Source organism: Pseudomonas azadiae (genome assembly GCF_019145355.1).
GTDB lineage: Bacteria > Pseudomonadota > Gammaproteobacteria > Pseudomonadales > Pseudomonadaceae > Aquipseudomonas > Aquipseudomonas azadiae.
The window spans coordinates 221,046-239,200 of sequence record NZ_JAHSTY010000001.1; the positions used below are offsets into that span (position 1 = coordinate 221,046).

General features: G+C 59.6%; 23 protein-coding genes. 12 read left to right on the forward strand and 11 right to left on the reverse strand.

Going from position 1 to position 18,155, the window contains the following annotated elements; translation table 11 throughout:
• Positions 1 to 2: 2 nt before the first annotated feature.
• Positions 3 to 560 (reverse strand): hypoxanthine-guanine phosphoribosyltransferase, encoded by a 558-nt coding sequence (locus tag KVG91_RS00990; protein WP_034102221.1) that lies wholly within the window; start codon positions 558 to 560, stop codon positions 3 to 5.
• Positions 561 to 723: 163 nt separating this feature from the next.
• Between KVG91_RS00990 and upp the strand changes: the two genes are divergently transcribed.
• Both upp and KVG91_RS01000 read left to right on the forward strand, forming a co-directional pair.
• Positions 724 to 1,362: a uracil phosphoribosyltransferase gene (upp, locus tag KVG91_RS00995; RefSeq protein ID WP_076951195.1), complete on the forward strand. Its 639-nt coding sequence runs from the start codon at positions 724 to 726 to the stop codon at positions 1,360 to 1,362.
• Positions 1,363 to 1,364: 2 nt separating this feature from the next.
• Entirely contained in the window at positions 1,365 to 2,639 is a 1,275-nt protein-coding gene (locus KVG91_RS01000) for a uracil-xanthine permease family protein (RefSeq protein ID WP_169374806.1), read from the forward strand.
• A gap of 122 nt (positions 2,640 to 2,761) precedes the next feature.
• Here KVG91_RS01000 and hisC read toward each other — a convergent pair whose 3' ends face one another.
• The 10 genes from hisC to KVG91_RS01050 form a co-directional block, all read right to left on the reverse strand.
• Entirely contained in the window at positions 2,762 to 3,814 is a 1,053-nt protein-coding gene (hisC, locus tag KVG91_RS01005; protein WP_169374805.1) for a histidinol-phosphate transaminase, read from the reverse strand.
• 3 nt (positions 3,815 to 3,817) lie between these two features.
• Complete coding sequence (gene hisD / locus KVG91_RS01010; RefSeq protein ID WP_169374804.1) at positions 3,818 to 5,137, reverse strand: histidinol dehydrogenase; 1,320 nt, start codon at positions 5,135 to 5,137, stop codon at positions 3,818 to 3,820.
• A gap of 126 nt (positions 5,138 to 5,263) precedes the next feature.
• Complete coding sequence (gene hisG, locus KVG91_RS01015) at positions 5,264 to 5,899, reverse strand: ATP phosphoribosyltransferase (protein ID WP_003188599.1); 636 nt, start codon at positions 5,897 to 5,899, stop codon at positions 5,264 to 5,266.
• Between the two features lie 223 nt (positions 5,900 to 6,122).
• Positions 6,123 to 7,388, reverse strand: a complete 1,266-nt coding sequence (gene murA / locus KVG91_RS01020) for a UDP-N-acetylglucosamine 1-carboxyvinyltransferase (RefSeq protein ID WP_076951190.1) — start codon at positions 7,386 to 7,388, stop codon at positions 6,123 to 6,125.
• Between the two features lie 24 nt (positions 7,389 to 7,412).
• The gene (locus KVG91_RS01025) at positions 7,413 to 7,652 is read right to left on the reverse strand and encodes a BolA family protein (RefSeq protein WP_003188597.1); all 240 of its coding nucleotides are present in this window, start codon (positions 7,650 to 7,652) and stop codon (positions 7,413 to 7,415) included.
• Between the two features lie 114 nt (positions 7,653 to 7,766).
• Positions 7,767 to 8,072 (reverse strand): STAS domain-containing protein, encoded by a 306-nt coding sequence (locus KVG91_RS01030; protein WP_169374803.1) that lies wholly within the window; start codon positions 8,070 to 8,072, stop codon positions 7,767 to 7,769.
• Positions 8,069 to 8,716: an MlaC/ttg2D family ABC transporter substrate-binding protein gene (locus KVG91_RS01035; RefSeq protein ID WP_076951188.1), complete on the reverse strand. Its 648-nt coding sequence runs from the start codon at positions 8,714 to 8,716 to the stop codon at positions 8,069 to 8,071. Before KVG91_RS01035 ends, KVG91_RS01030 begins: the two co-directional genes overlap by 4 nt.
• Positions 8,717 to 8,727: 11 nt before the next feature.
• Positions 8,728 to 9,195, reverse strand: a complete 468-nt coding sequence (mlaD, locus tag KVG91_RS01040; protein ID WP_003171814.1) for an outer membrane lipid asymmetry maintenance protein MlaD — start codon at positions 9,193 to 9,195, stop codon at positions 8,728 to 8,730.
• Positions 9,195 to 9,992: a lipid asymmetry maintenance ABC transporter permease subunit MlaE gene (gene mlaE, locus KVG91_RS01045; protein WP_169374802.1), complete on the reverse strand. Its 798-nt coding sequence runs from the start codon at positions 9,990 to 9,992 to the stop codon at positions 9,195 to 9,197. The genes mlaD and mlaE overlap by 1 nt, the downstream gene beginning before the upstream one ends.
• Positions 9,992 to 10,801: an ATP-binding cassette domain-containing protein gene (locus KVG91_RS01050; RefSeq protein WP_169374801.1), complete on the reverse strand. Its 810-nt coding sequence runs from the start codon at positions 10,799 to 10,801 to the stop codon at positions 9,992 to 9,994. Before KVG91_RS01050 ends, mlaE begins: the two co-directional genes overlap by 1 nt.
• A gap of 308 nt (positions 10,802 to 11,109) precedes the next feature.
• Here KVG91_RS01050 and KVG91_RS01055 point away from each other — a divergent pair, with 308 nt between their 5' ends.
• The 10 genes from KVG91_RS01055 (at position 11,110) to KVG91_RS01100 (ending at position 18,133) form a co-directional block, all read left to right on the forward strand.
• Positions 11,110 to 12,084, forward strand: a complete 975-nt coding sequence (locus KVG91_RS01055) for a KpsF/GutQ family sugar-phosphate isomerase (RefSeq protein WP_169374800.1) — start codon at positions 11,110 to 11,112, stop codon at positions 12,082 to 12,084.
• Positions 12,085 to 12,609, forward strand: a complete 525-nt coding sequence (locus KVG91_RS01060) for a KdsC family phosphatase (RefSeq protein ID WP_169374799.1) — start codon at positions 12,085 to 12,087, stop codon at positions 12,607 to 12,609.
• 8 nt (positions 12,610 to 12,617) lie between these two features.
• A complete protein-coding gene (gene lptC, locus KVG91_RS01065) occupies positions 12,618 to 13,190 on the forward strand; it encodes an LPS export ABC transporter periplasmic protein LptC (protein WP_169374798.1) in 573 nt (190 codons plus the stop codon).
• Positions 13,177 to 13,710, forward strand: coding sequence for a lipopolysaccharide transport periplasmic protein LptA (lptA, locus tag KVG91_RS01070; RefSeq protein ID WP_169374797.1), 534 nt, complete (start codon positions 13,177 to 13,179; stop codon positions 13,708 to 13,710). Before lptC ends, lptA begins: the two co-directional genes overlap by 14 nt.
• On the forward strand, positions 13,710 to 14,435 hold the full coding sequence (lptB, locus tag KVG91_RS01075) for an LPS export ABC transporter ATP-binding protein (RefSeq protein WP_003171806.1): 726 nt from the start codon (positions 13,710 to 13,712) through the stop codon (positions 14,433 to 14,435). The genes lptA and lptB overlap by 1 nt, the downstream gene beginning before the upstream one ends.
• Positions 14,436 to 14,633: 198 nt before the next feature.
• Positions 14,634 to 16,127 (forward strand): RNA polymerase factor sigma-54, encoded by a 1,494-nt coding sequence (locus tag KVG91_RS01080; protein ID WP_076951180.1) that lies wholly within the window; start codon positions 14,634 to 14,636, stop codon positions 16,125 to 16,127.
• Between the two features lie 76 nt (positions 16,128 to 16,203).
• Positions 16,204 to 16,509, forward strand: a complete 306-nt coding sequence (gene hpf, locus KVG91_RS01085) for a ribosome hibernation-promoting factor, HPF/YfiA family (protein ID WP_057724572.1) — start codon at positions 16,204 to 16,206, stop codon at positions 16,507 to 16,509.
• 10 nt (positions 16,510 to 16,519) lie between these two features.
• Positions 16,520 to 16,984 (forward strand): PTS IIA-like nitrogen regulatory protein PtsN, encoded by a 465-nt coding sequence (gene ptsN, locus KVG91_RS01090; protein WP_169374796.1) that lies wholly within the window; start codon positions 16,520 to 16,522, stop codon positions 16,982 to 16,984.
• Between the two features lie 2 nt (positions 16,985 to 16,986).
• Complete coding sequence (rapZ, locus tag KVG91_RS01095; RefSeq protein WP_169374795.1) at positions 16,987 to 17,844, forward strand: RNase adapter RapZ; 858 nt, start codon at positions 16,987 to 16,989, stop codon at positions 17,842 to 17,844.
• A 16-nt stretch (positions 17,845 to 17,860) separates the two neighbouring features.
• The gene (locus tag KVG91_RS01100) at positions 17,861 to 18,133 is read left to right on the forward strand and encodes an HPr family phosphocarrier protein (RefSeq protein ID WP_169374794.1); all 273 of its coding nucleotides are present in this window, start codon (positions 17,861 to 17,863) and stop codon (positions 18,131 to 18,133) included.
• The last annotated feature ends 22 nt before the right edge of the window (positions 18,134 to 18,155 follow it).

The following is an 18,155-nucleotide window of genomic DNA, read 5'->3' on the forward strand; positions in this document are numbered from 1 at the left end:
GCTTACATCCCTTTGACGGCGAAAATCCCGTTGGCGTTGCGCCAGTAGCCTTTGTAGTCCATGCCGTAACCGAAGATGTAGCGGTCAATGCACGGCAAGCCTACGTAATCGGCCTTAAGATCCGGGCGCGCCTTGCGGTCGTGGTCTTTGTCGATCAGCACGGCAGTGTGCACTTTACGCGCACCGGCGTGTTTGCAGAAGTCGATGATCGCGCCCAAGGTGTGACCTTCGTCGAGGATGTCGTCGATGATCAGCACGTCGCGGTCGATGAACGACACTTCCGGCTTGGCTTTCCAGAACAGGTCGCCGCCGGTGGTTTCGTTGCGATAGCGGGTGGCGTGCAGGTAGGACGCTTCCAGCGGGAATTGCAGATGAGTCAGCAATTTACCGGCGAAAATCAAACCACCGTTCATCACACAGAAAACCACTGGGTTGGTGTCGGCCATTTCGCGGGTGATGTGTGCGCCGACCTTGGCGATCGCTTCTTCGACTTGCGCTTCGGTGTACAGGCAGTCAGCCTCGCGCATGATTTGACGGATATGCTCGAGATCAGCGGACATGGCGCTCTCCAAGGGGTGCTGTGGCAAGAAAAGCGGGCGAAGGTACGCTTCTCATGCGCTCCGAGCAAGCCTTTATGGACTAACGTAGGTGATGTCTATAGGACAACACCCTCGGATAGATTAATCTAGGCCGGTTTTTTTGCCCGCCGCCGGAGCCTTTCCCATGCCCACTCGCGAGATCCGCCACCCGCTGATCCGACACAAGCTCGGCCTTATGCGCCGCGCCGACATTAGCACGAAGAATTTCCGTGAGCTTGCTCAGGAAGTCGGAGCGTTGCTCACTTACGAAGCCACCAAGGATCTGCCCTTGGAAACCTACGATATTCAAGGCTGGGCCGGCACCGTCCAGGTCGAGAAAATCGCCGGTAAGAAAATCACCGTCGTGCCTATCCTGCGCGCCGGTATCGGCATGCTCGAAGGCGTCCTCAGCCTGATCCCGGGCGCCAAGGTCAGCGCCGTGGGCGTGGCCCGCAACGAACAAACCTTGCAGGCCCACACCTACCTGGAAAAACTCGTCCCGGAAATCGATGAACGCCTGGCGATGATCATCGACCCGATGCTCGCCACCGGCAGCTCCATGGTCGCCACCATCGACCTGCTGAAAAAAGCCGGCTGCAAGGACATCCGCGCCATGGTGCTGGTGGCCGCGCCGGAAGGTATCGCCGCCGTCGAAAAAGCCCACCCGGACGTGCAGATCTACACGGCGTCCATCGACGAACGCTTGAACGAACACGGCTACATCATCCCAGGCCTTGGCGATGCCGGTGACAAGATCTTCGGCACCAAGCAGAAGGACGGTTGAGCATGCAGGATGAATTCAACGACCCGCTTTGGCGCCAGATCCTGTCTGGCGCACAAATGCTCTTCGTGGCATTTGGGGCGCTGGTGTTGATGCCGCTGATCACAGGTCTTGATCCAAACGTCGCACTGTTCACCGCAGGCCTGGGTACGTTGCTGTTCCAGGTCGTCACAGGGCGCCAGGTGCCGGTTTTCCTGGCATCGAGCTTTGCCTTCATTACCCCGATCATTCTCGCCAAGGGCCAGTTCGGCCTCGCGGCGACCATGGGCGGGGTGATGGCGGCCGGTTTCGTCTATACGTTCCTGGGCTTGGCGGTGAAGATCAAAGGCACCGGTTTTATCGACCGGCTGCTGCCGCCTGTGGTGATCGGGCCGGTGATCATTTCCATCGGCCTGGCCATGGCGCCGATTGCCGCGAACATGGCAATGGGCAAGTCCGGCGACGGTGCCGAGCTGATCCATTACCAGACTGCCATGATGATTTCGATGCCGGCGCTGCTCACCACTTTGATCGTCGCGGTATTCGGCAAGGGCATTTTCCGCCTGGTGCCGATCATTTCCGGCGTGCTGGTGGGTTTTGCCATGGCGTTCTACTTTGGCGTGGTCGACACGGCGAAGATCGCCGCCGCGCCCTGGTTCGCCCTGCCCCATTTCACCGCGCCGGAATTCAACTGGCAGGCGATCCTGTTTATCGTCCCGGTGGCCCTCGCCCCGGCGATCGAACACATTGGCGGCGTGATTGCCGTCGGCAGCGTGACCGGTCGCGACTACCTGAAGAAGCCCGGCCTGCACCGCACCCTGCTGGGTGACGGCATTGCCACCACGGCCGCCGGCCTGTTTGGCGGCCCACCGAACACCACCTACGCCGAAGTGACCGGTGCGGTGATGCTGACCAAGAACTACAACCCGAAGATCATGACCTGGGCGGCGGTGTTTGCCATCAGCCTGGCGTTTATCGGTAAGTTCGGGGCATTGCTGCAGAGCATTCCGGTGCCGGTGATGGGCGGGATTCTGTGCCTGCTGTTCGGTTCGATTGCAGCGGTGGGCATGAACACCCTGATCCGCCACAGGATCGACCTCGGCGAGGCGCGCAACCTGGTGATTGTGTCGGTGACCCTGGTATTCGGGATTGGCGGTGTGCTGGTCGGTACCGGCGACGGCCCGGATGATTTCGGCCTCAAGGGCATCGCCCTGTGTGCGGTGGTGGCGATCGGGTTGAACCTGTTGCTGCCGGGCAATGATGGTTGGAAGAACAAGAAGCCGGATGAACCACTACTTTAACCGACGCAACGCGAATCAGTGTGGGAGCTGGCTTGCCTGCGATGGCGGTGTAACAGGCGACATATCTGTCGTTTGATATACTTCGCTGGCAAGCCAGCTCCCACATTTGATTTCAGCGTCTGTTAAAGCTCGCCGAGCCCATCGATCAACGCCTGGTTCTGCTCCGGCGTACCGATGCTGATCCGCAGGAACTGCGCAATCCGCGCCTGTTTGAAGTGCCGCACAATCACCCCTTGCTCACGCAATTTGGCCGCCAGGCCGGCTGCGTCGTGTCGTGGGTGGCGCGCAAAGATGAAGTTGGCCGCCGACGGCAACACCTCAAAGCCCTTGGCCTCAAGCTGAGCGACTACCGTGTCGCGGCTATCGATGACCAATCGGCAGGTTTTCTCGAAGTACTCGCGGTCGTCAAACGCGGCCGCCGCGCCAACAATCGCCAAGCGATCCAGCGGATAGGAGTTGAAGCTGTTCTTGACCCGCTCCAGCGCCTCGATCAGGTCCGGATGGCCCACGGCCAGGCCCACACGCAAACCGGCCAGTGAGCGCGATTTGGACAGGGTCTGGGTCACCAGCAGGTTGGGGTAGCGGTCCACCAGACTGATGGCCGTCTCGCCACCGAAGTCGATATAGGCTTCATCCACTACCACTACCGAGTCCGGGCTGGCCTTGAGGATCTGTTCCACTGCGTCCAGCGCCAGCACGCAGCCGGTCGGCGCGTTCGGGTTGGGGAAGATGATCCCGCCGTTGGGCTTGGCATAGTCTGCCACGCGGATCTGGAACTGCTCGTCCAGCGGCACCGGGTCGGACTTTATGCCATAGAGGCCGCAGTAAACCGGGTAGAAGCTGTAGCTGATATCCGGGAAGAGCAGTGGCAAATCGTGCTGGAACAGGCCATGGAAGATGTGCGCGAGGACCTCGTCGGAACCATTGCCGAGGAACACTTTGCCGGCGTCGATCCCGTAATACCTGGCCACCGCTTGCTTGAGCAGGTCGCTGTTGGGGTCCGGGTACAGGCGCAGGTTGTCGTTCAACTCGGCCTGCATCGCGGCCAACGCCTTCGGCGAAGGCCCATAGGGGTTTTCATTGGTGTTGAGCTTGACCAGTTTGGTCAGTTTCGGTTGTTCGCCGGGTACGTAAGGCACGAGGTTCTTGACGAAGGGGCTCCAGAATTTGCTCATGTCTCAGTTCCCCTCTTCAAGAATGCGGTATTCGGCACTGCGGGCGTGGGCGCTCAGCGATTCGCCACGGGCCAGGACCGAAGCAGTCTTGCCCAGTTCGGAAGCGCCTTGTGGCGAGCAGAAAATTATCGACGAGCGCTTCTGGAAGTCATACACCCCCAGCGGCGACGAGAAACGCGCGGTGCCTGAGGTCGGCAGCACGTGGTTGGGGCCCGCGCAGTAGTCGCCCAGGGCTTCGCTGGTATGGCGGCCCATGAAGATCGCGCCGGCGTGACGAATCGACGGCAACCAGGCTTGCGGGTCAGCCACGGACAATTCCAGGTGTTCCGGGGCGATACGGTTGGCCACTTCGATGGCCTGTTCCATGTCGCGCACCTGGATCAACGCGCCACGGCCATTGATCGACTTCTCGATGATTTCGGCGCGGTCCATGGTGGGCAGCAGTTTGTCGATGCTGGCCGCGACTTTGTCGAGGAACTCGGCGTCGGGGCTGACCAGGATCGCCTGGGCGTCTTCGTCGTGCTCGGCCTGGGAAAACAGGTCCATGGCGATCCAGTCCGGGTCGGTCTGGCCATCGCACACCACCAGGATTTCCGACGGGCCGGCGATCATATCGATCCCCACTTGGCCAAACACGTGACGCTTGGCGGTGGCGACGTAGATGTTGCCGGGGCCGACCACTTTGTCGACCTTCGGCACGCTTTCGGTGCCATAGGCCAGGGCCGCGACGGCCTGGGCGCCACCGATGGTGAAGACCCGGTCGACACCGGCAATACAGGCAGCCGCCAGCACCAGTTCGTTGATTTCACCGCGCGGGGTCGGCACGACCATGACCACTTCGGTCACGCCCGCCACTTTGGCCGGAATAGCATTCATCAGTACCGACGAGGGGTAGGAGGCCTTACCGCCCGGCACGTACAGGCCCGCGCGGTCCAGCGGCGTGACCTTCTGGCCCAGCACGGTGCCGTCGGCCTCGGTGTAGCTCCAGGACTCCTGTTTCTGTTTTTCGTGGTAGCTGCGCACCCGCGCGGCCGCCACTTCGAGGGCTTCGCGCTGCGGCGCGGTGATGCGCGTCAGGGCCAGTTCCAGGCGTTCACGTGGCAGGATCAGGTCGGACATGGACTGCACGTCCAGGCCGTCGAACTGGCGGGTGAAGTCCACCAGCGCCGCGTCACCGCGTTCGCGCACGGCCTTGATGATATCGAGCACGCGCAGGTTGACCGAATCGTCGGACACGCTTTCCCAGCTCAGCAGATGATCCAGATGATGGGCGAAATCCGGATCGGCAGCGTTGAGTCGGGCAATTGCAGTGGACGTGGTCATAGCGAGGGCCTCATAGGATTGGCAAAAACTCAGGCGCCCTAAACTACCGTTCGCTCCGCTTGGGCACCTGAGAATTCTGGCTATGAGGCGGATAGACGGGCGCAGCTTGTGAGCTACGCGGGTGAGTCAACCGCGGTGTCGAGACTCCACTGCTTTGCGCAGGGTGTCGATCAACGCCTGGATACGGGCGTGTTGCATTTTCATCGAAGCTTTGTTGACGATCAGGCGGGAGCTGATGTCGGCAATGAAATCCTGGGGTTCCAGGCCGTTGGCGCGCAGGGTGTTGCCGGTGTCGACCACGTCGATGATCTTGTCGGCCAGGCCGATCAGCGGCGCCAACTCCATCGAACCGTAGAGCTTGATGATATCGACCTGACGGCCTTGTTCGGCGTAATAGCGCTTGGCAACGTTGACGAACTTGGTTGCCACGCGCAGGCGCCCTTTTGGCTCGACGTCGCCGACACGGCCGGCGGTCATCAGCTTGCACAGGGCGATACGCAGGTCCAAGGGTTCGTACAGACCCTGGCCGCCGTATTCCATCAGCACGTCTTTACCGGCGACGCCCAGGTCGGCCGCGCCATGTTCAACATAGGTCGGCACGTCGGTAGCCCGCACAATCAACAGGCGAACATCGTCCTGGGTCGTGGGGATGATCAGCTTGCGGCTCTTGTCCGGATTCTCGGTCGGCACGATGCCCGCTTCAGCCAGAAGCGGCAGCGTATCGTCAAGGATGCGGCCCTTGGACAGTGCGATGGTCAACATGGGAAACGTTAATCCTTCATCAGGCTATTGCTGTCCGGTCGCAAACGGCGCCAGACACAGATCGAGGCCATTACAGCCTCGATTTGAAACAGATTCAGCATACCGCCCGGTGCCTTGTAGTGAGCGGGCTTGCCCCGCGCTGGGTTGCGTAGCGCCCCCCAAAACGGGACTGCTGCGCAGTCCAGCGCGGGGCAAGCCCGCTCACTACAATGACAGTGGTCGGCTAGCCCGGTACGCGGCGGATTTTCGCGCCGAGCATCTGCAGTTTTTCTTCAATGCACTCGTAGCCACGGTCTATGTGGTAGATACGGTCGATCAACGTGTCGCCTTCGGCGATCAGCGCCGAGATTACCAGGCTGGCTGAAGCCCGCAGGTCAGTCGCCATGACGGGCGCGCCCTTGAGCTTTTCAGTGCCGGTCACGATGGCGGTGTTGCCTTCAACCTGGATCTTCGCGCCCATGCGATGCAGTTCGTACACGTGCATGAAGCGGTTTTCGAAGATGGTCTCGATGACGGCACCGGTGCCTTCGGCAATCGCGTTCAGGGAGATGAACTGTGCCTGCATGTCGGTCGGGAACGCCGGATACGGAGCGGTACGCACGTTGACGGCCTTAGGGCGTTTGCCGTGCATGTTCAGCTCGATCCAGTCCTCGCCGGTGGTGATTTCGGCACCGGCTTCGCGCAGTTTTTCCAGGACCGCTTCCAGGATGGTCGGATCGGTGTCCTTGACCTTGACGCGACCACCGGTGACGGCGGCGGCAACCAGGTAGGTACCGGTCTCGATGCGGTCCGGCATCACCTTGTAGGTTGCAGTGTGCAGGCGCTCAACACCATCGATGGTGATGGTGTCGGTGCCGGCACCGGAAACCTTCGCGCCCATGGCGTTCAGGAAGTTGGCCAGGTCAACCACTTCCGGCTCGCGCGCGGCGTTTTGCAGCACACTGCGGCCTTTGGCCAGGGCAGCGGCCATCATGATGTTCTCGGTACCGGTCACGCTGACGGTATCAAAGAAGAAGCTGGCGCCACGCAGGCCGCCTTCCGGCGCCTTGGCCTTGATGTAGCCGCCTTCGACGTCAATGACTGCGCCCATGGCTTCCAGGCCGCGAATGTGCAGATCAACCGGACGCGAGCCGATGGCGCAACCGCCAGGCAGTGCGACTTCGGCTTCGCCGAAACGCGCGACCATCGGACCGAGCACCAGGATCGACGCACGCATGGTTTTCACCAGCTCGTACGGGGCGATCAGGGTCTTGATGGTGCGCGGGTCGATTTCAACCGAGAGCTTTTCGTCGATCACAGGCTCGATGCCCATGCGACCGAACAGCTCGATCATGGTGGTAATGTCGTGCAGGTGCGGCAGGTTGGCCACGGTCACCGGGCCATCGCACAGCAAGGTCGCTGCCAGGATCGGCAAGGCGGAGTTTTTTGCACCGGAGATGCGAATCTCGCCATCAAGGCGGGCACCGCCGGTAATAATCAATTTATCCATAAGAACTCTCGACGCCTTGGGGGCTCAGGTGCGCTCGGCCCAGGCCGCGCGGCTGAAAAATTTCATAGTGACCGCATGGATGCTGCCATCGGTGATCCACGGGTTCAAATGGGCATAGATCTGCTGCTGACGCTTGACCGGGCTAAGTGCCGCCAGTTCATCGCTAATCACGTTCAGCTGGAAGTTGCAGCCTTCGCCTTCAACTTCTACGGTCGTTTCGGGCAGCTTTCCTTCAAGAAAGCTCTTAACTTCTAGGGCCTGCATGCTCAACCTCTATCGGCGCCCAGTGCGCGCGGGTCGCACATCATACAAAAAAGCCCCGCGCCTGCGAACCCCGCATGGCAGGACTCTGACGGGGGGCTTCTCTAATAATGTGTATTAAGGATGCGTCAACAGCTCGGTCAAACCGGAAACCTCGGCAATTTCTCGCATGTCTTCAGGCATCGCGCGGATGCTGACGGGCTTTTTGGCCGCCTCGGCATCACGCATGAAGCACAGCAGCAATGACAAACCGACACTGCTGGACTTGGTCACCGCCGAACAATCCAGCACCAACGCAGGTGCAGTGCTGGTCTTGATCAGTGCCTGGCCCTGCTTGCGCAGGCCAGGACCGGTGCGGTAGTCCAGCACGCCGCTGATGAACAGCTCGCCTGCGTCGCCGAGACGAACAGCCGACTCGGTCATTGCGCGGGCTTCCCGGCAGCTTTATCGGTTTCTTCCTTGGCTTTGGCGACTTCGCCGGCCCAGCCATTGATGGTTTTGTCCAGGTCGTTGCCGTTGCGCTGCATGGCATCGGCGAACTGGTCACGGAACAGCTTGCCAATGTTGATGCCGTTGATAATCACGTTACGCAACTTCCACTCGCCGTTGACCTTCTCCAGCGTGTATTGCACCGGGTAGACAGCGCCGTTGTTGCCCTTGACGCTCATGTTCACGCTGGTGCGATCGCCTGACTCATCGCCGGCCGGTGCAACGGTAATGCCCTGGTTGTTGTACTCAAGCAGCGCGTTACCGTAGAACTGGAACAGGCCTTTCTTGAAGTTTTCCTGGAAGGTCTGCATCTGCGCAGGCGTTGCCTTGCGAGAGTACTTGACCGTCATGATGCTGCGTGAGATGCCCTCGGCATCGACCACCGGGCCAACAATCGTGTTGAGCGCGTTGTAGAACTGGGTGGGGTCCTGTTTGTACTTTTCCTTGTTGGCTGACAGGTCAGCCAACATCTTGTTGGTCGTGTCCTGCACCAGTTCGTGTGCAGAACCTGCTGCGTTGGCCATCAAAGGCAGCGCTGCAAGCAGTACCAGAAGGCCACGTCGCAAGGTAGAGATCATGTACAGATTCCTCATTTGGCGTCTTTGTTGACCGTATTAAGCAGGAATTTACCGATCAGGTCTTCAAGCACCAGCGACGACTGTGTGTCGTGGATTGTCGAGCCATCCTTGAGCAGGGCTGTTTCCCCGCCCACGCTGACACCGATGTATTTCTCGCCCAGCAGACCCGCGGTGAGGATAGATGCAGTGGAGTCGGTCGGCAGGTTATCTACCTTCTTATCCAGTTGCATGGTCACTCGACCGGTGAAGCTGTCGCGGTCCAGATCGATTGCCGTGACCTTGCCGATCGTCACACCGGCCATGGTCACTTTAGCTCTGACAGTCAAACCGGCGATATTGTCGAAGTACGCGTAAAGTTTATAGGTATCGGCGGTGGGGCTGGCCGACAGGCCGCTGACTCGCAGGGCCAACAACAATAAAGCCAGGATGCCAGCCAGCAAGAAAAGGCCGACACCGATTTCCACAGTGCGGTTTTGCATCAGAAATCTCCAAACATCAAGGCGGTCAAAATGAAGTCAAGGCCCAGTACCGCCAGCGAGGCGTATACAACGGTCTTGGTGGTGGCACGACTGATCCCTTCTGAGGTGGGTTCACAGTCGTAGCCTTGGAATACGGCGATCCAGGTCACTACAAAGGCGAAGACAATGCTCTTTATGATGCCGTTGAGCACGTCACCGCTGAAGGTCACGCTGTTTTGCATGTTGCCCCAGTAAGAGCCTTCGTAGACGCCCAACCAGTCAACCGCCACCCACGAACCGCCCCATATACCCACCACGCTGAAGATCATTGCCAGCAGAGGCAGGGAAATGAAGCCGGCCCACAGGCGTGGCGCGACAATATACTTGAGCGGGTCCACGCCGATCATTTCCAGGCTGGACAATTGCTCAGTGGACTTCATGTTGCCGATTTCGGCGGTCAGCGCAGAACCGGCGCGGCCCGCAAACAGCAACGCCGTGACCACCGGCCCCAGCTCACGCAACAGCGTCAGCGCGACCATCTGCCCGACTGCCTGCTCCGAACCGTAGCCGGACAGGATATTGAAGCCCTGCAACGCCAGCACCATGCCGATGAAAATCCCTGAAACCACAATAATCACCAGGGACATCACGCCGACTGAGTGCAGTTGCTTGATCAGCAGCCCAAAGCCGCCACCGATGCCACCGCGGCCGAGCAAGGCGTGAAACAGGAAAATCGTCGAACGGCCCAGCACTTCGACAATGTCGATGCCCGAGCGACCGAAAAGGCGAACCTTCTCGATGAGAGATGTCTTGCGCATCAGCGCTTCCCCAGAAGATCTGAGCGGTAATCCGCTGCCGGAAAGTGAAAAGGCACAGGGCCATCGGGATCGCCGGTCATGAATTGGCGGATTCGCGGGTTGTCGGCGTTCATCAGTTCCTCTGGCGTGCCCTGCCCCAGCACCTGGCCATCGCCTACTACATAAAGGTAATCCGCAATGCTTGCGGTTTCTGCAAGATCATGGGAAACCACGATGCTGGTGATGCCCAGCGCGTCGTTGAGCAGGCGGATCAGACGCACCAGCACGCCCATCGCGATGGGATCCTGACCGACAAAAGGCTCGTCGTACATCAGTATCTGCGGGTCAAGGGCGATGGCACGCGCCAGGGCGACCCTACGCTTCATGCCGCCGGACAGTTCGTCGGGCATCAGGTTGATGGCACCGCGAAGCCCTACGGCCTGCAGTTTCAGCAACACAATGTCACGAATCATTTCGTCAGACAGCTGGGTATGCACCCGCAGCGGAAAAGCCACGTTCTCGAACACATCGAGGTCGGTGAACAGTGCACCGCTCTGGAACAGTACGCCCATGTGCTTGCGCGCATCGAACAGATCGCTGCGCGAGAGCGTGGGCAGGTTCTGGCCGTTGACCCATACTTCGCCGGCGCTGGGACGCAATTGCATGCCCATCAGGCGCAACAGGGTGGTCTTGCCGCTACCGGAAGGCCCCATGATGCCCGTGACTTTACCGCGGGGAATGCGGATATCGACGTTATTGAAGATGCTGCGCGTCCCGCGCTTGAAGGACAGACCCTTCAGCTCGACCGCGTAGGCGTTATCGGCACTCATCTAAACTCCTTGGGATGCAGCCTTTCACTCAGACACCACACTTGCGACAAACGTTTGCAACGCTTGTGCAATTGCTGCGCAATAGTTGCCGCATGGGCAGGGCGGACCGAACTGGCGGCGAACTATATCACTGCTCGTACAAGGCGCCCAAGGCCGGAACAGCGCTAGTTCAGATTGCAGACAGGGAAAAAACGTGGCTTGGGATGAATCTCACGCGCATCGCGCATAAACCCTGACGAACTTGCGTGAGGGAATTGATCATTACAGCTATAATCGCCGACTTTTCGTCAGGCTATACGATTTCAGACATGAGCCAATCCAGCGACCTTATTCAATCCGCGCAACGCACCATCCGCCTTGAGCTTGAAGCCGTAGAGGGCTTGCTGGCCCATATCGACGCAGATTTCGTACGCGCCTGCGAGATGATTTTGGCCAGCAAGGGGCGCGTGGTCGTGGTCGGCATGGGCAAGTCGGGTCACGTCGGCAACAAGATAGCCGCTACCCTGGCCAGCACCGGGACTACCGCGTTCTTCGTACACCCGGCCGAGGCCAGCCACGGCGACATGGGCATGATCACCAAGGACGATATCATCCTGGCACTGTCGAACTCCGGCACCACCAACGAAATCGTGACCCTGCTGCCTCTGATCAAGCGCCTGGGCATCCAGATGATCAGCGTCACCGGCAACCCTGAATCGACGCTGGCCAAGGCCGCCGAAGTGAACCTTAACGTTCACGTGGCCCATGAGGCCTGCCCGCTGAACCTGGCGCCGACCTCTTCCACCACCGCCGCGCTGGTCATGGGCGACGCCCTGGCCGTGGCGCTGCTGGAAGCCCGCGGGTTTACCGCTGAGGACTTCGCGTTTTCCCACCCGGGCGGCGCCCTGGGCCGTCGCTTGCTGTTGAAAGTTGAAAACGTCATGCACTCGGGCGATGAATTGCCCCACGTCCAGCGCGGCACCCTGCTCAAAAACGCACTGATGGAAATGACCCTCAAACGTCTGGGCATGACCGTGATATTGGAGTCTGATGGCCGCCTGGCCGGGGTTTTCACCGACGGCGATCTACGCCGCACGCTGGATCGCAACCTCGACATCCAGACGGCAACCATTGATGAAGTCATGACCCCACAGGGCAAGACTGCACGCCCCGACATGCTTGCAGCCGAAGCGCTGAAGATCATGGAAGACAGCAAAATACTTGCGCTGGTGGTCGTCGATGGCGAAAACCACCCCATTGGCGCCTTGAACATGCACGACTTGCTGCGTGCGGGAGTGATGTAGATGAGCAACGACCTGTTGCAACGCGGCAAGAACATCAAGCTGGCGATTTTCGACGTTGACGGCGTACTGACCGATGGCCGCCTGTATTTCCTCGAAGACGGCAGCGAGTTCAAAACCTTCAACACCCTGGACGGCCAAGGCATCAAGATGCTGATGGCGGCGGGCGTGCAAACGGCGATTATCAGCGGCCGAAAGACACCCGTTGTGGAACGCCGCGCACAAAACCTGGGAATTGCTCACCTGTATCAGGGCCGCGAGGATAAACTGGTGGTCCTGGACGAGCTTCTTGGCCAACTCAACCTAAGCTATGAGCAGGTCGCCTACCTGGGCGACGACCTTCCCGACCTGCCGGTGATTCGCCGAGTGGGCCTGGGCATGGCCGTCGCCAATGCGGCGGCGTTTGTTCGCGAGCACGCCCATGGCATCACCACCGCCCGTGGCGGTGAAGGCGCCGCCCGCGAGTTCTGCGAGCTGATCCTGCGTGCCCAGGGCAGCCTTGAAGCGGCCCACGCCGCCTACTTATAGAGCGTTTTATGCTGAGCAAAAAGATTCGCAACTTCCTGCTATTCGGGGTCATCGCCGCGCTGTTCCTGGCGGTGGGCTACTGGAATATCAGCCCGGAGCGCTTTCTCGACCAGCCTGCTGCGCAGGTTGACGAAGGTACTATCGACTATTACGCCACCAATGCCAGGAGCGTGCAGTTCCTGCCTGATGGCAAAGTGCAGTACGAGATGACCTCGGACAAGGTCGAGCATGTCAAAGCCAGCGAAATCACGCTGCTGACCAACCCCGACATGAACATTTACCGCGGCACCGAGTTCCCGTGGCACGTCACCAGCAAGCGTGGCGAGGTCAACCCGGACGGTACCGAGGTGGAACTGATCGATTCGGTGCGCGTTGCGCGCACTGACGATAAAAACCGCGACACCGTGATTACCAGCAGTCGCATGACCGTATTCCCACAGAAGCAATATGCGCAGACCGAGCAAGACGTTAGAATCGACGGCGCTGGCGGTGTATCGACTGGCAAGGGAATGAAAGCGTATTTGAAAGAAAGCAGGATACACCTGCTATCGAACGTAAGAGGACAGTATGAGGCTCGTTAAAACTCTCCCTATTTTGCTCGGCCTGGGCGCAGTACTGGGAAGCGTGAGCGCCTGGGCTCTGCCGAACGATAGCCAGCAGCCGATCCACATTTCGGCTGACGATGCGCAGCTCGATGACAAGCAAGGCGTCGCCACCTATACAGGCGGCGTGATCATCACTCAGGGCTCGATGAAGATCACCGGTAACACGGTGACGCTGACGCGTACCGCGGCAGGCGACATCGATGTCGTGACCTCTGTCGGCAACCTTGCCTACTTCGAACAGAAGCAAAAGGCAGAAGATCCCGGCCCGATGAAAGGCTATGGCAAGACCATCCAGTACCACGCGCAGCAGAATCGCATCGTCCTGATCGACCAGGCCAAGGTCCTCAGCGCCGACGGCAACTCGACCGAAGGCGAGAAGATCGTTTACAACACCCAGACCCAGGTCGCGCAGGCGGGCCGCGCCAACGGCACCAAGGTCAGCGCACCGCGCCCACGCATCGACATGGTTATCCAGCCGAAGAAGAAGGCCGAGTAATGGCAACCCTGAAAGCCCAGCACCTGGCCAAAGCCTATAAAAGCCGTCAGGTCGTGCGCGACGTCAGTCTGTCGATCGACAGCGGCCAGATCGTCGGCTTGCTCGGCCCCAACGGCGCCGGCAAGACCACCTGCTTCTATATGATCGTCGGCCTGGTCCAGGCGGACCAGGGCCGTGTATTGATCGATGACCTGGACGTGAGCCACCAGCCGATGCATGGCCGCGCCCGCGCCGGTATTGGCTATCTGCCGCAGGAAGCGTCGATCTTTCGCAAACTGTCGGTCGCCGACAACATCATGGCCATCCTCGAAACCCGCAAGGAACTCGACCGTGACGGCCGCCGCAAGGAGCTGGAAAGCCTGCTGCAGGAATTCCACATCAACCACATTCGCGACAACCTCGGCATGAGCCTCTCCGGCGGTGAGCGTCGCCGTGTGGAAATCGCCCGCGCCCTGGCCACCGCACCCAAGTTCATCCTGCTGGACGAACCGTTTGCCGGCGTCGACCCAATTTCTGTCGGCGACATCAAGCAGATCATCCATCACCTCAAGGCCAAGGGCATTGGCGTGCTGATCACCGACCACAACGTCCGTGAGACGCTCGATATCTGCGAAACCGCGTACATCGTCAACGATGGCCAGCTGATCGCCGAAGGCGATTCCGCCACCATCCTGGCCAACGAGCTGGTCAAGGAAGTGTACCTGGGTCATGAGTTCCGCCTGTAAGCCTGCCTGTTTGAAAAAGGCGGTGGAAGACCGTTTGCCAACGTGTGCGGGAGTCAATGAAAACCTCCGGATTTTTATTGTTACCGCGCTCTAGGCAAAGCCCCCGATATCAGGCATATAATTTGCTTATGTTTGGCGCTCACGCGCCCTGTCGTGGATGGCGCATTGCGCCGGCGAATAAGGTGTTAAGCCCCTGCCATGAAACCATCGCTAGTCCTGAGAATGGGCCAGCAGCTGACGATGACACCGCAGCTGCAACAGGCCATCCGCCTGCTCCAATTGTCGACCCTGGACCTGCAACAGGAAATCCAGGAGGCCCTGGAATCCAATCCGATGCTCGAACGCCAGGAAGAAGGCGACGACTTCGATAATGCAGACCCACTGGCCGACAACATCGAGCAAAAACCCAATTCCGACGTGCAGGAACCCTCCTACCAGGAAACCGCCCCAACGGTGGACAACCTTGAGGAAGGCGACTGGAACGAACGCATTCCCAACGAACTTCCCGTCGACACCGCCTGGGAAGACGTCTACCAGACCAGCGCCAGCAGCCTGCCCAGCAATGACGATGACGAGTGGGACTTCACCACCCGCACTTCGGTTGGCGAGAGCTTGCAGAGCCACTTGCTGTGGCAACTGAACCTTGCTCCGATGTCGGACACCGATCGCTTGATCGCCGTGACCCTGATCGACTGCATCAACAATCAGGGCTACCTGGACGAGACGCTTGAGGAAATCCTCGAGGCATTCGACCCGGAGCTCGATATCGAGCTGGACGAAATCGAAGCCGTCCTGCACCGCATCCAGCAATTCGAGCCCGCCGGTATCGGCGCGCGCAATCTCAGCGAATGCCTGCTGCTGCAACTGCGCCAGTTGCCGGCCAAGACCGCTTGGCTCGCCGAAGCCCAGCGCCTGGTCACCGATTATATCGACCTGCTGGGCAGCCGCGACTACAGCCAGTTGATGCGCCGCATGAAGCTCAAGGAAGACGACCTGCGCCAGGTCATCGAGCTGGTACAGAGCCTCAACCCGCGCCCCGGTTCGCAGATCGAGTCAAGCGAAGCTGAATACGTCGTACCGGACGTGATCGTGCGCAAGGACAACGAGCGCTGGCTGGTGGAGTTGAACCAGGAGTCGGTGCCGCGCCTGCGCGTCAACCCGCAATATGCCGGTTTTGTGCGCCGCGCCGATACCAGCGCCGACAATACCTTCATGCGTAACCAGTTGCAGGAAGCGCGCTGGTTCATCAAGAGCCTGCAAAGCCGCAACGAAACCCTGATGAAAGTCGCCACCCAGATCGTCGAGCATCAGCGCGGCTTTCTGGAATATGGCGACGAAGCGATGAAACCGCTGGTGCTGCATGACATCGCCGAGGCGGTAGGCATGCACGAATCGACGATTTCCCGGGTGACGACGCAAAAATTCATGCATACCCCGCGGGGCATATATGAGCTGAAATACTTTTTCTCAAGCCATGTGAGCACCTCCGAAGGCGGCGAATGCTCGTCCACGGCGATCCGCGCGATCATCAAAAAACTGGTTGCTGCGGAAAATCAGAAAAAGCCATTGAGTGACAGTAAGATCGCTGGTTTACTGGAGGCACAAGGCATTCAGGTCGCCCGTCGAACCGTCGCCAAGTACCGCGAATCCCTCGGGATCGCGCCTTCCAGCGAGCGTAAGCGTTTGATGTGACGGGCGGGCCACAGCGTTCCAGTGGCAGGTATTCCTTACCTGCCGCTTTATGCACTGGCAACGAAGGAGAAGCTGTATGCAAGTCAACATCAGTGGACACCATGTGGAAGTCACCCCTCCAATGCGCGAATACGTCGAGCAGAAGCTGAAGAAGCTTGAAGGACATTTCGACAAGATCACCAACGTGCAGGTCATCATGAAGGTCGATAAGCTTCAGCAGAAAATCGAGGCGACCCTCCAGATTCCCGGTGGCGAAGTGGTTGCTAATGCCGAGCATGAAGACATGTATGCATCGATCGACTTGCTCACCGACAAGCTTGACCGCCAACTCAAAAAGCATAAGGAAAAGAATCTGCACCTGATGCAAGGTACAGGTCGTTAACTCTCCCCCCATGATCCGACTTGAAACCATCCTGACCCCCGGCCGTTCCCTTGTGAACGTGCCGGGCGGCAGTAAAAAGCGCGCCCTCGAACAAATTGCCAACCTGATCAGCAGCCAAGTGCCTGAGCTGGAAATGCAAGATGTCTTCGAGGCCCTGATTGCTCGTGAAAAACTCGGTTCTACCGGTTTTGGCAACGGCATCGCCATTCCCCACTGCCGCCTCAAAGGCTGCGAGACACCGGTCAGCGCGCTGCTGCACCTGGACGCTCCCATTGATTTCGATGCCATCGACGGTGCGCCGGTCGACCTGCTGTTCGTACTGTTGGTCCCGCAAGCTGCCACCGATGCACACCTGGAACTGCTTCGGCAGATCGCCAGCATGCTCGACCGCAAGGAAGTACGCGACAAACTGCGCAGTGCCAGCAGCAACGAGGCGCTGTACCAGGTTGTCCTGGATGAACAGAGCGGGCAGTAATCATGCGTTTGATCATCGTCAGCGGCCGTTCTGGCTCGGGTAAAAGCACCGCTCTCAATGTTCTTGAGGACAACGGTTTCTACTGTATCGACAACCTGCCCGCCGGCCTGCTGCCGGAACTGGCCGAGCGCGCGCTGATCCACACGGAGCTGGCGCAGCCGCTGGTCGCGGTTTCGATTGATGCACGCAACCTGCCAAGCCACCTCTCACGCTTCCCTGAACTGCTCGAGGAAGTGCGCGCCAAGCACATCCATTGCGATGTGCTGTATCTGGACGCCGACGAAGAAACCTTGCTCAAACGCTTCTCCGAGACCCGCCGGCGCCACCCCCTCAGCAGCACCCAGCGTTCGCTGGCCGAAGCCATCGAAGACGAAACCAAGCTGCTGGGGCCGATCATTGACCTGGCCGACCTCAAGATCAACACCACCAGCCTCAACCTGTACCAGTTGCGCGATGCCATCAAGCTGCGCCTGCTGAACCAGCCGGAGCCAGGCACGGCGTTTCTCGTCGAGTCGTTTGGCTTCAAGCGGGGCATGCCGGTGGATGCCGACCTGGTGTTCGATGTGCGTTGCTTGCCGAACCCCTACTGGAAGCCGGAGCTGCGTGAACAGTCCGGGTTGGACCAGCCGGTGGCCGATTACCTGGCCGCGCAACCGGATGTGGAGGAGATGTTCCAGGACATTTCCAGCTACCTGCTCAAATGGCTGCCGCGCTTCGCCGCCAGTAATCGGGCCTATGTCACCATTGCCATCGGCTGCACCGGCGGTCACCACCGCTCCGTGTACCTGACCGAACGCCTGGGCCAGGTGCTGCAAAAAACCCTCAAGAATGTCCAGGTCCGCCACCGCGACCTTAGCTGAAAGGAACACCGCCGCGATGCCCGCTCTGGAAATTGAAATCATCAACAAGCTGGGCCTTCACGCCCGCGCCTCGGCCAAATTCGTGGGTGTGGCCGGCCAGTTTCCCTGCCAGATCCGCGCTGGGCGTACACCGGATTCCATGGTCGATGGAAAGAGCATCATGGCCATGATGATGCTGGCGGCCGGCAAAGGCACCAGGATTCACTTGAAGACGGAGGGTGAGCACGAACAGGAAGCAATGGAGGCCTTAGTGGCGTTGATCAACAACTACTTTGATGAGGGTGAGTGAACTCACCCTTTCGAGACGGGCA

Excerpts from the sequence above, each read along its gene's own strand:
- KVG91_RS01055 (WP_169374800.1), top strand. The coding sequence starts at position 11,110 with ATGAGCCAATCCAGCGACCTTATTCAATCCGCGCAACGCACCATCCGC.
- lptC (WP_169374798.1), top strand. The coding sequence starts at position 12,618 with ATGCTGAGCAAAAAGATTCGCAACTTCCTGCTATTCGGGGTCATCGCC.
- murA (WP_076951190.1), bottom strand. The coding sequence starts at position 7,388 with ATGGATAAATTGATTATTACCGGCGGTGCCCGCCTTGATGGCGAGATT.
- KVG91_RS01025 (WP_003188597.1), bottom strand. The coding sequence starts at position 7,652 with ATGCAGGCCCTAGAAGTTAAGAGCTTTCTTGAAGGAAAGCTGCCCGAA.
- KVG91_RS01030 (WP_169374803.1), bottom strand. The coding sequence starts at position 8,072 with ATGACCGAGTCGGCTGTTCGTCTCGGCGACGCAGGCGAGCTGTTCATC.
- mlaE (WP_169374802.1), bottom strand. The coding sequence starts at position 9,992 with ATGCGCAAGACATCTCTCATCGAGAAGGTTCGCCTTTTCGGTCGCTCG.
- KVG91_RS01060 (WP_169374799.1), top strand. The coding sequence starts at position 12,085 with ATGAGCAACGACCTGTTGCAACGCGGCAAGAACATCAAGCTGGCGATT.
- mlaD (WP_003171814.1), bottom strand. The coding sequence starts at position 9,195 with ATGCAAAACCGCACTGTGGAAATCGGTGTCGGCCTTTTCTTGCTGGCT.
- KVG91_RS01080 (WP_076951180.1), top strand. The coding sequence starts at position 14,634 with ATGAAACCATCGCTAGTCCTGAGAATGGGCCAGCAGCTGACGATGACA.
- KVG91_RS01050 (WP_169374801.1), bottom strand. The coding sequence starts at position 10,801 with ATGAGTGCCGATAACGCCTACGCGGTCGAGCTGAAGGGTCTGTCCTTC.
- KVG91_RS01000 (WP_169374806.1), top strand. The coding sequence starts at position 1,365 with ATGCAGGATGAATTCAACGACCCGCTTTGGCGCCAGATCCTGTCTGGC.
- hisD (WP_169374804.1), bottom strand. The coding sequence starts at position 5,137 with ATGACCACGTCCACTGCAATTGCCCGACTCAACGCTGCCGATCCGGAT.
- lptA (WP_169374797.1), top strand. The coding sequence starts at position 13,177 with ATGAGGCTCGTTAAAACTCTCCCTATTTTGCTCGGCCTGGGCGCAGTA.
- hisC (WP_169374805.1), bottom strand. The coding sequence starts at position 3,814 with ATGAGCAAATTCTGGAGCCCCTTCGTCAAGAACCTCGTGCCTTACGTA.
- KVG91_RS01100 (WP_169374794.1), top strand. The coding sequence starts at position 17,861 with ATGCCCGCTCTGGAAATTGAAATCATCAACAAGCTGGGCCTTCACGCC.
- rapZ (WP_169374795.1), top strand. The coding sequence starts at position 16,987 with ATGCGTTTGATCATCGTCAGCGGCCGTTCTGGCTCGGGTAAAAGCACC.
- KVG91_RS01035 (WP_076951188.1), bottom strand. The coding sequence starts at position 8,716 with ATGATCTCTACCTTGCGACGTGGCCTTCTGGTACTGCTTGCAGCGCTG.
- hisG (WP_003188599.1), bottom strand. The coding sequence starts at position 5,899 with ATGTTGACCATCGCACTGTCCAAGGGCCGCATCCTTGACGATACGCTG.
- upp (WP_076951195.1), top strand. The coding sequence starts at position 724 with ATGCCCACTCGCGAGATCCGCCACCCGCTGATCCGACACAAGCTCGGC.
- hpf (WP_057724572.1), top strand. The coding sequence starts at position 16,204 with ATGCAAGTCAACATCAGTGGACACCATGTGGAAGTCACCCCTCCAATG.
- KVG91_RS00990 (WP_034102221.1), bottom strand. The coding sequence starts at position 560 with ATGTCCGCTGATCTCGAGCATATCCGTCAAATCATGCGCGAGGCTGAC.
- ptsN (WP_169374796.1), top strand. The coding sequence starts at position 16,520 with ATGATCCGACTTGAAACCATCCTGACCCCCGGCCGTTCCCTTGTGAAC.
- lptB (WP_003171806.1), top strand. The coding sequence starts at position 13,710 with ATGGCAACCCTGAAAGCCCAGCACCTGGCCAAAGCCTATAAAAGCCGT.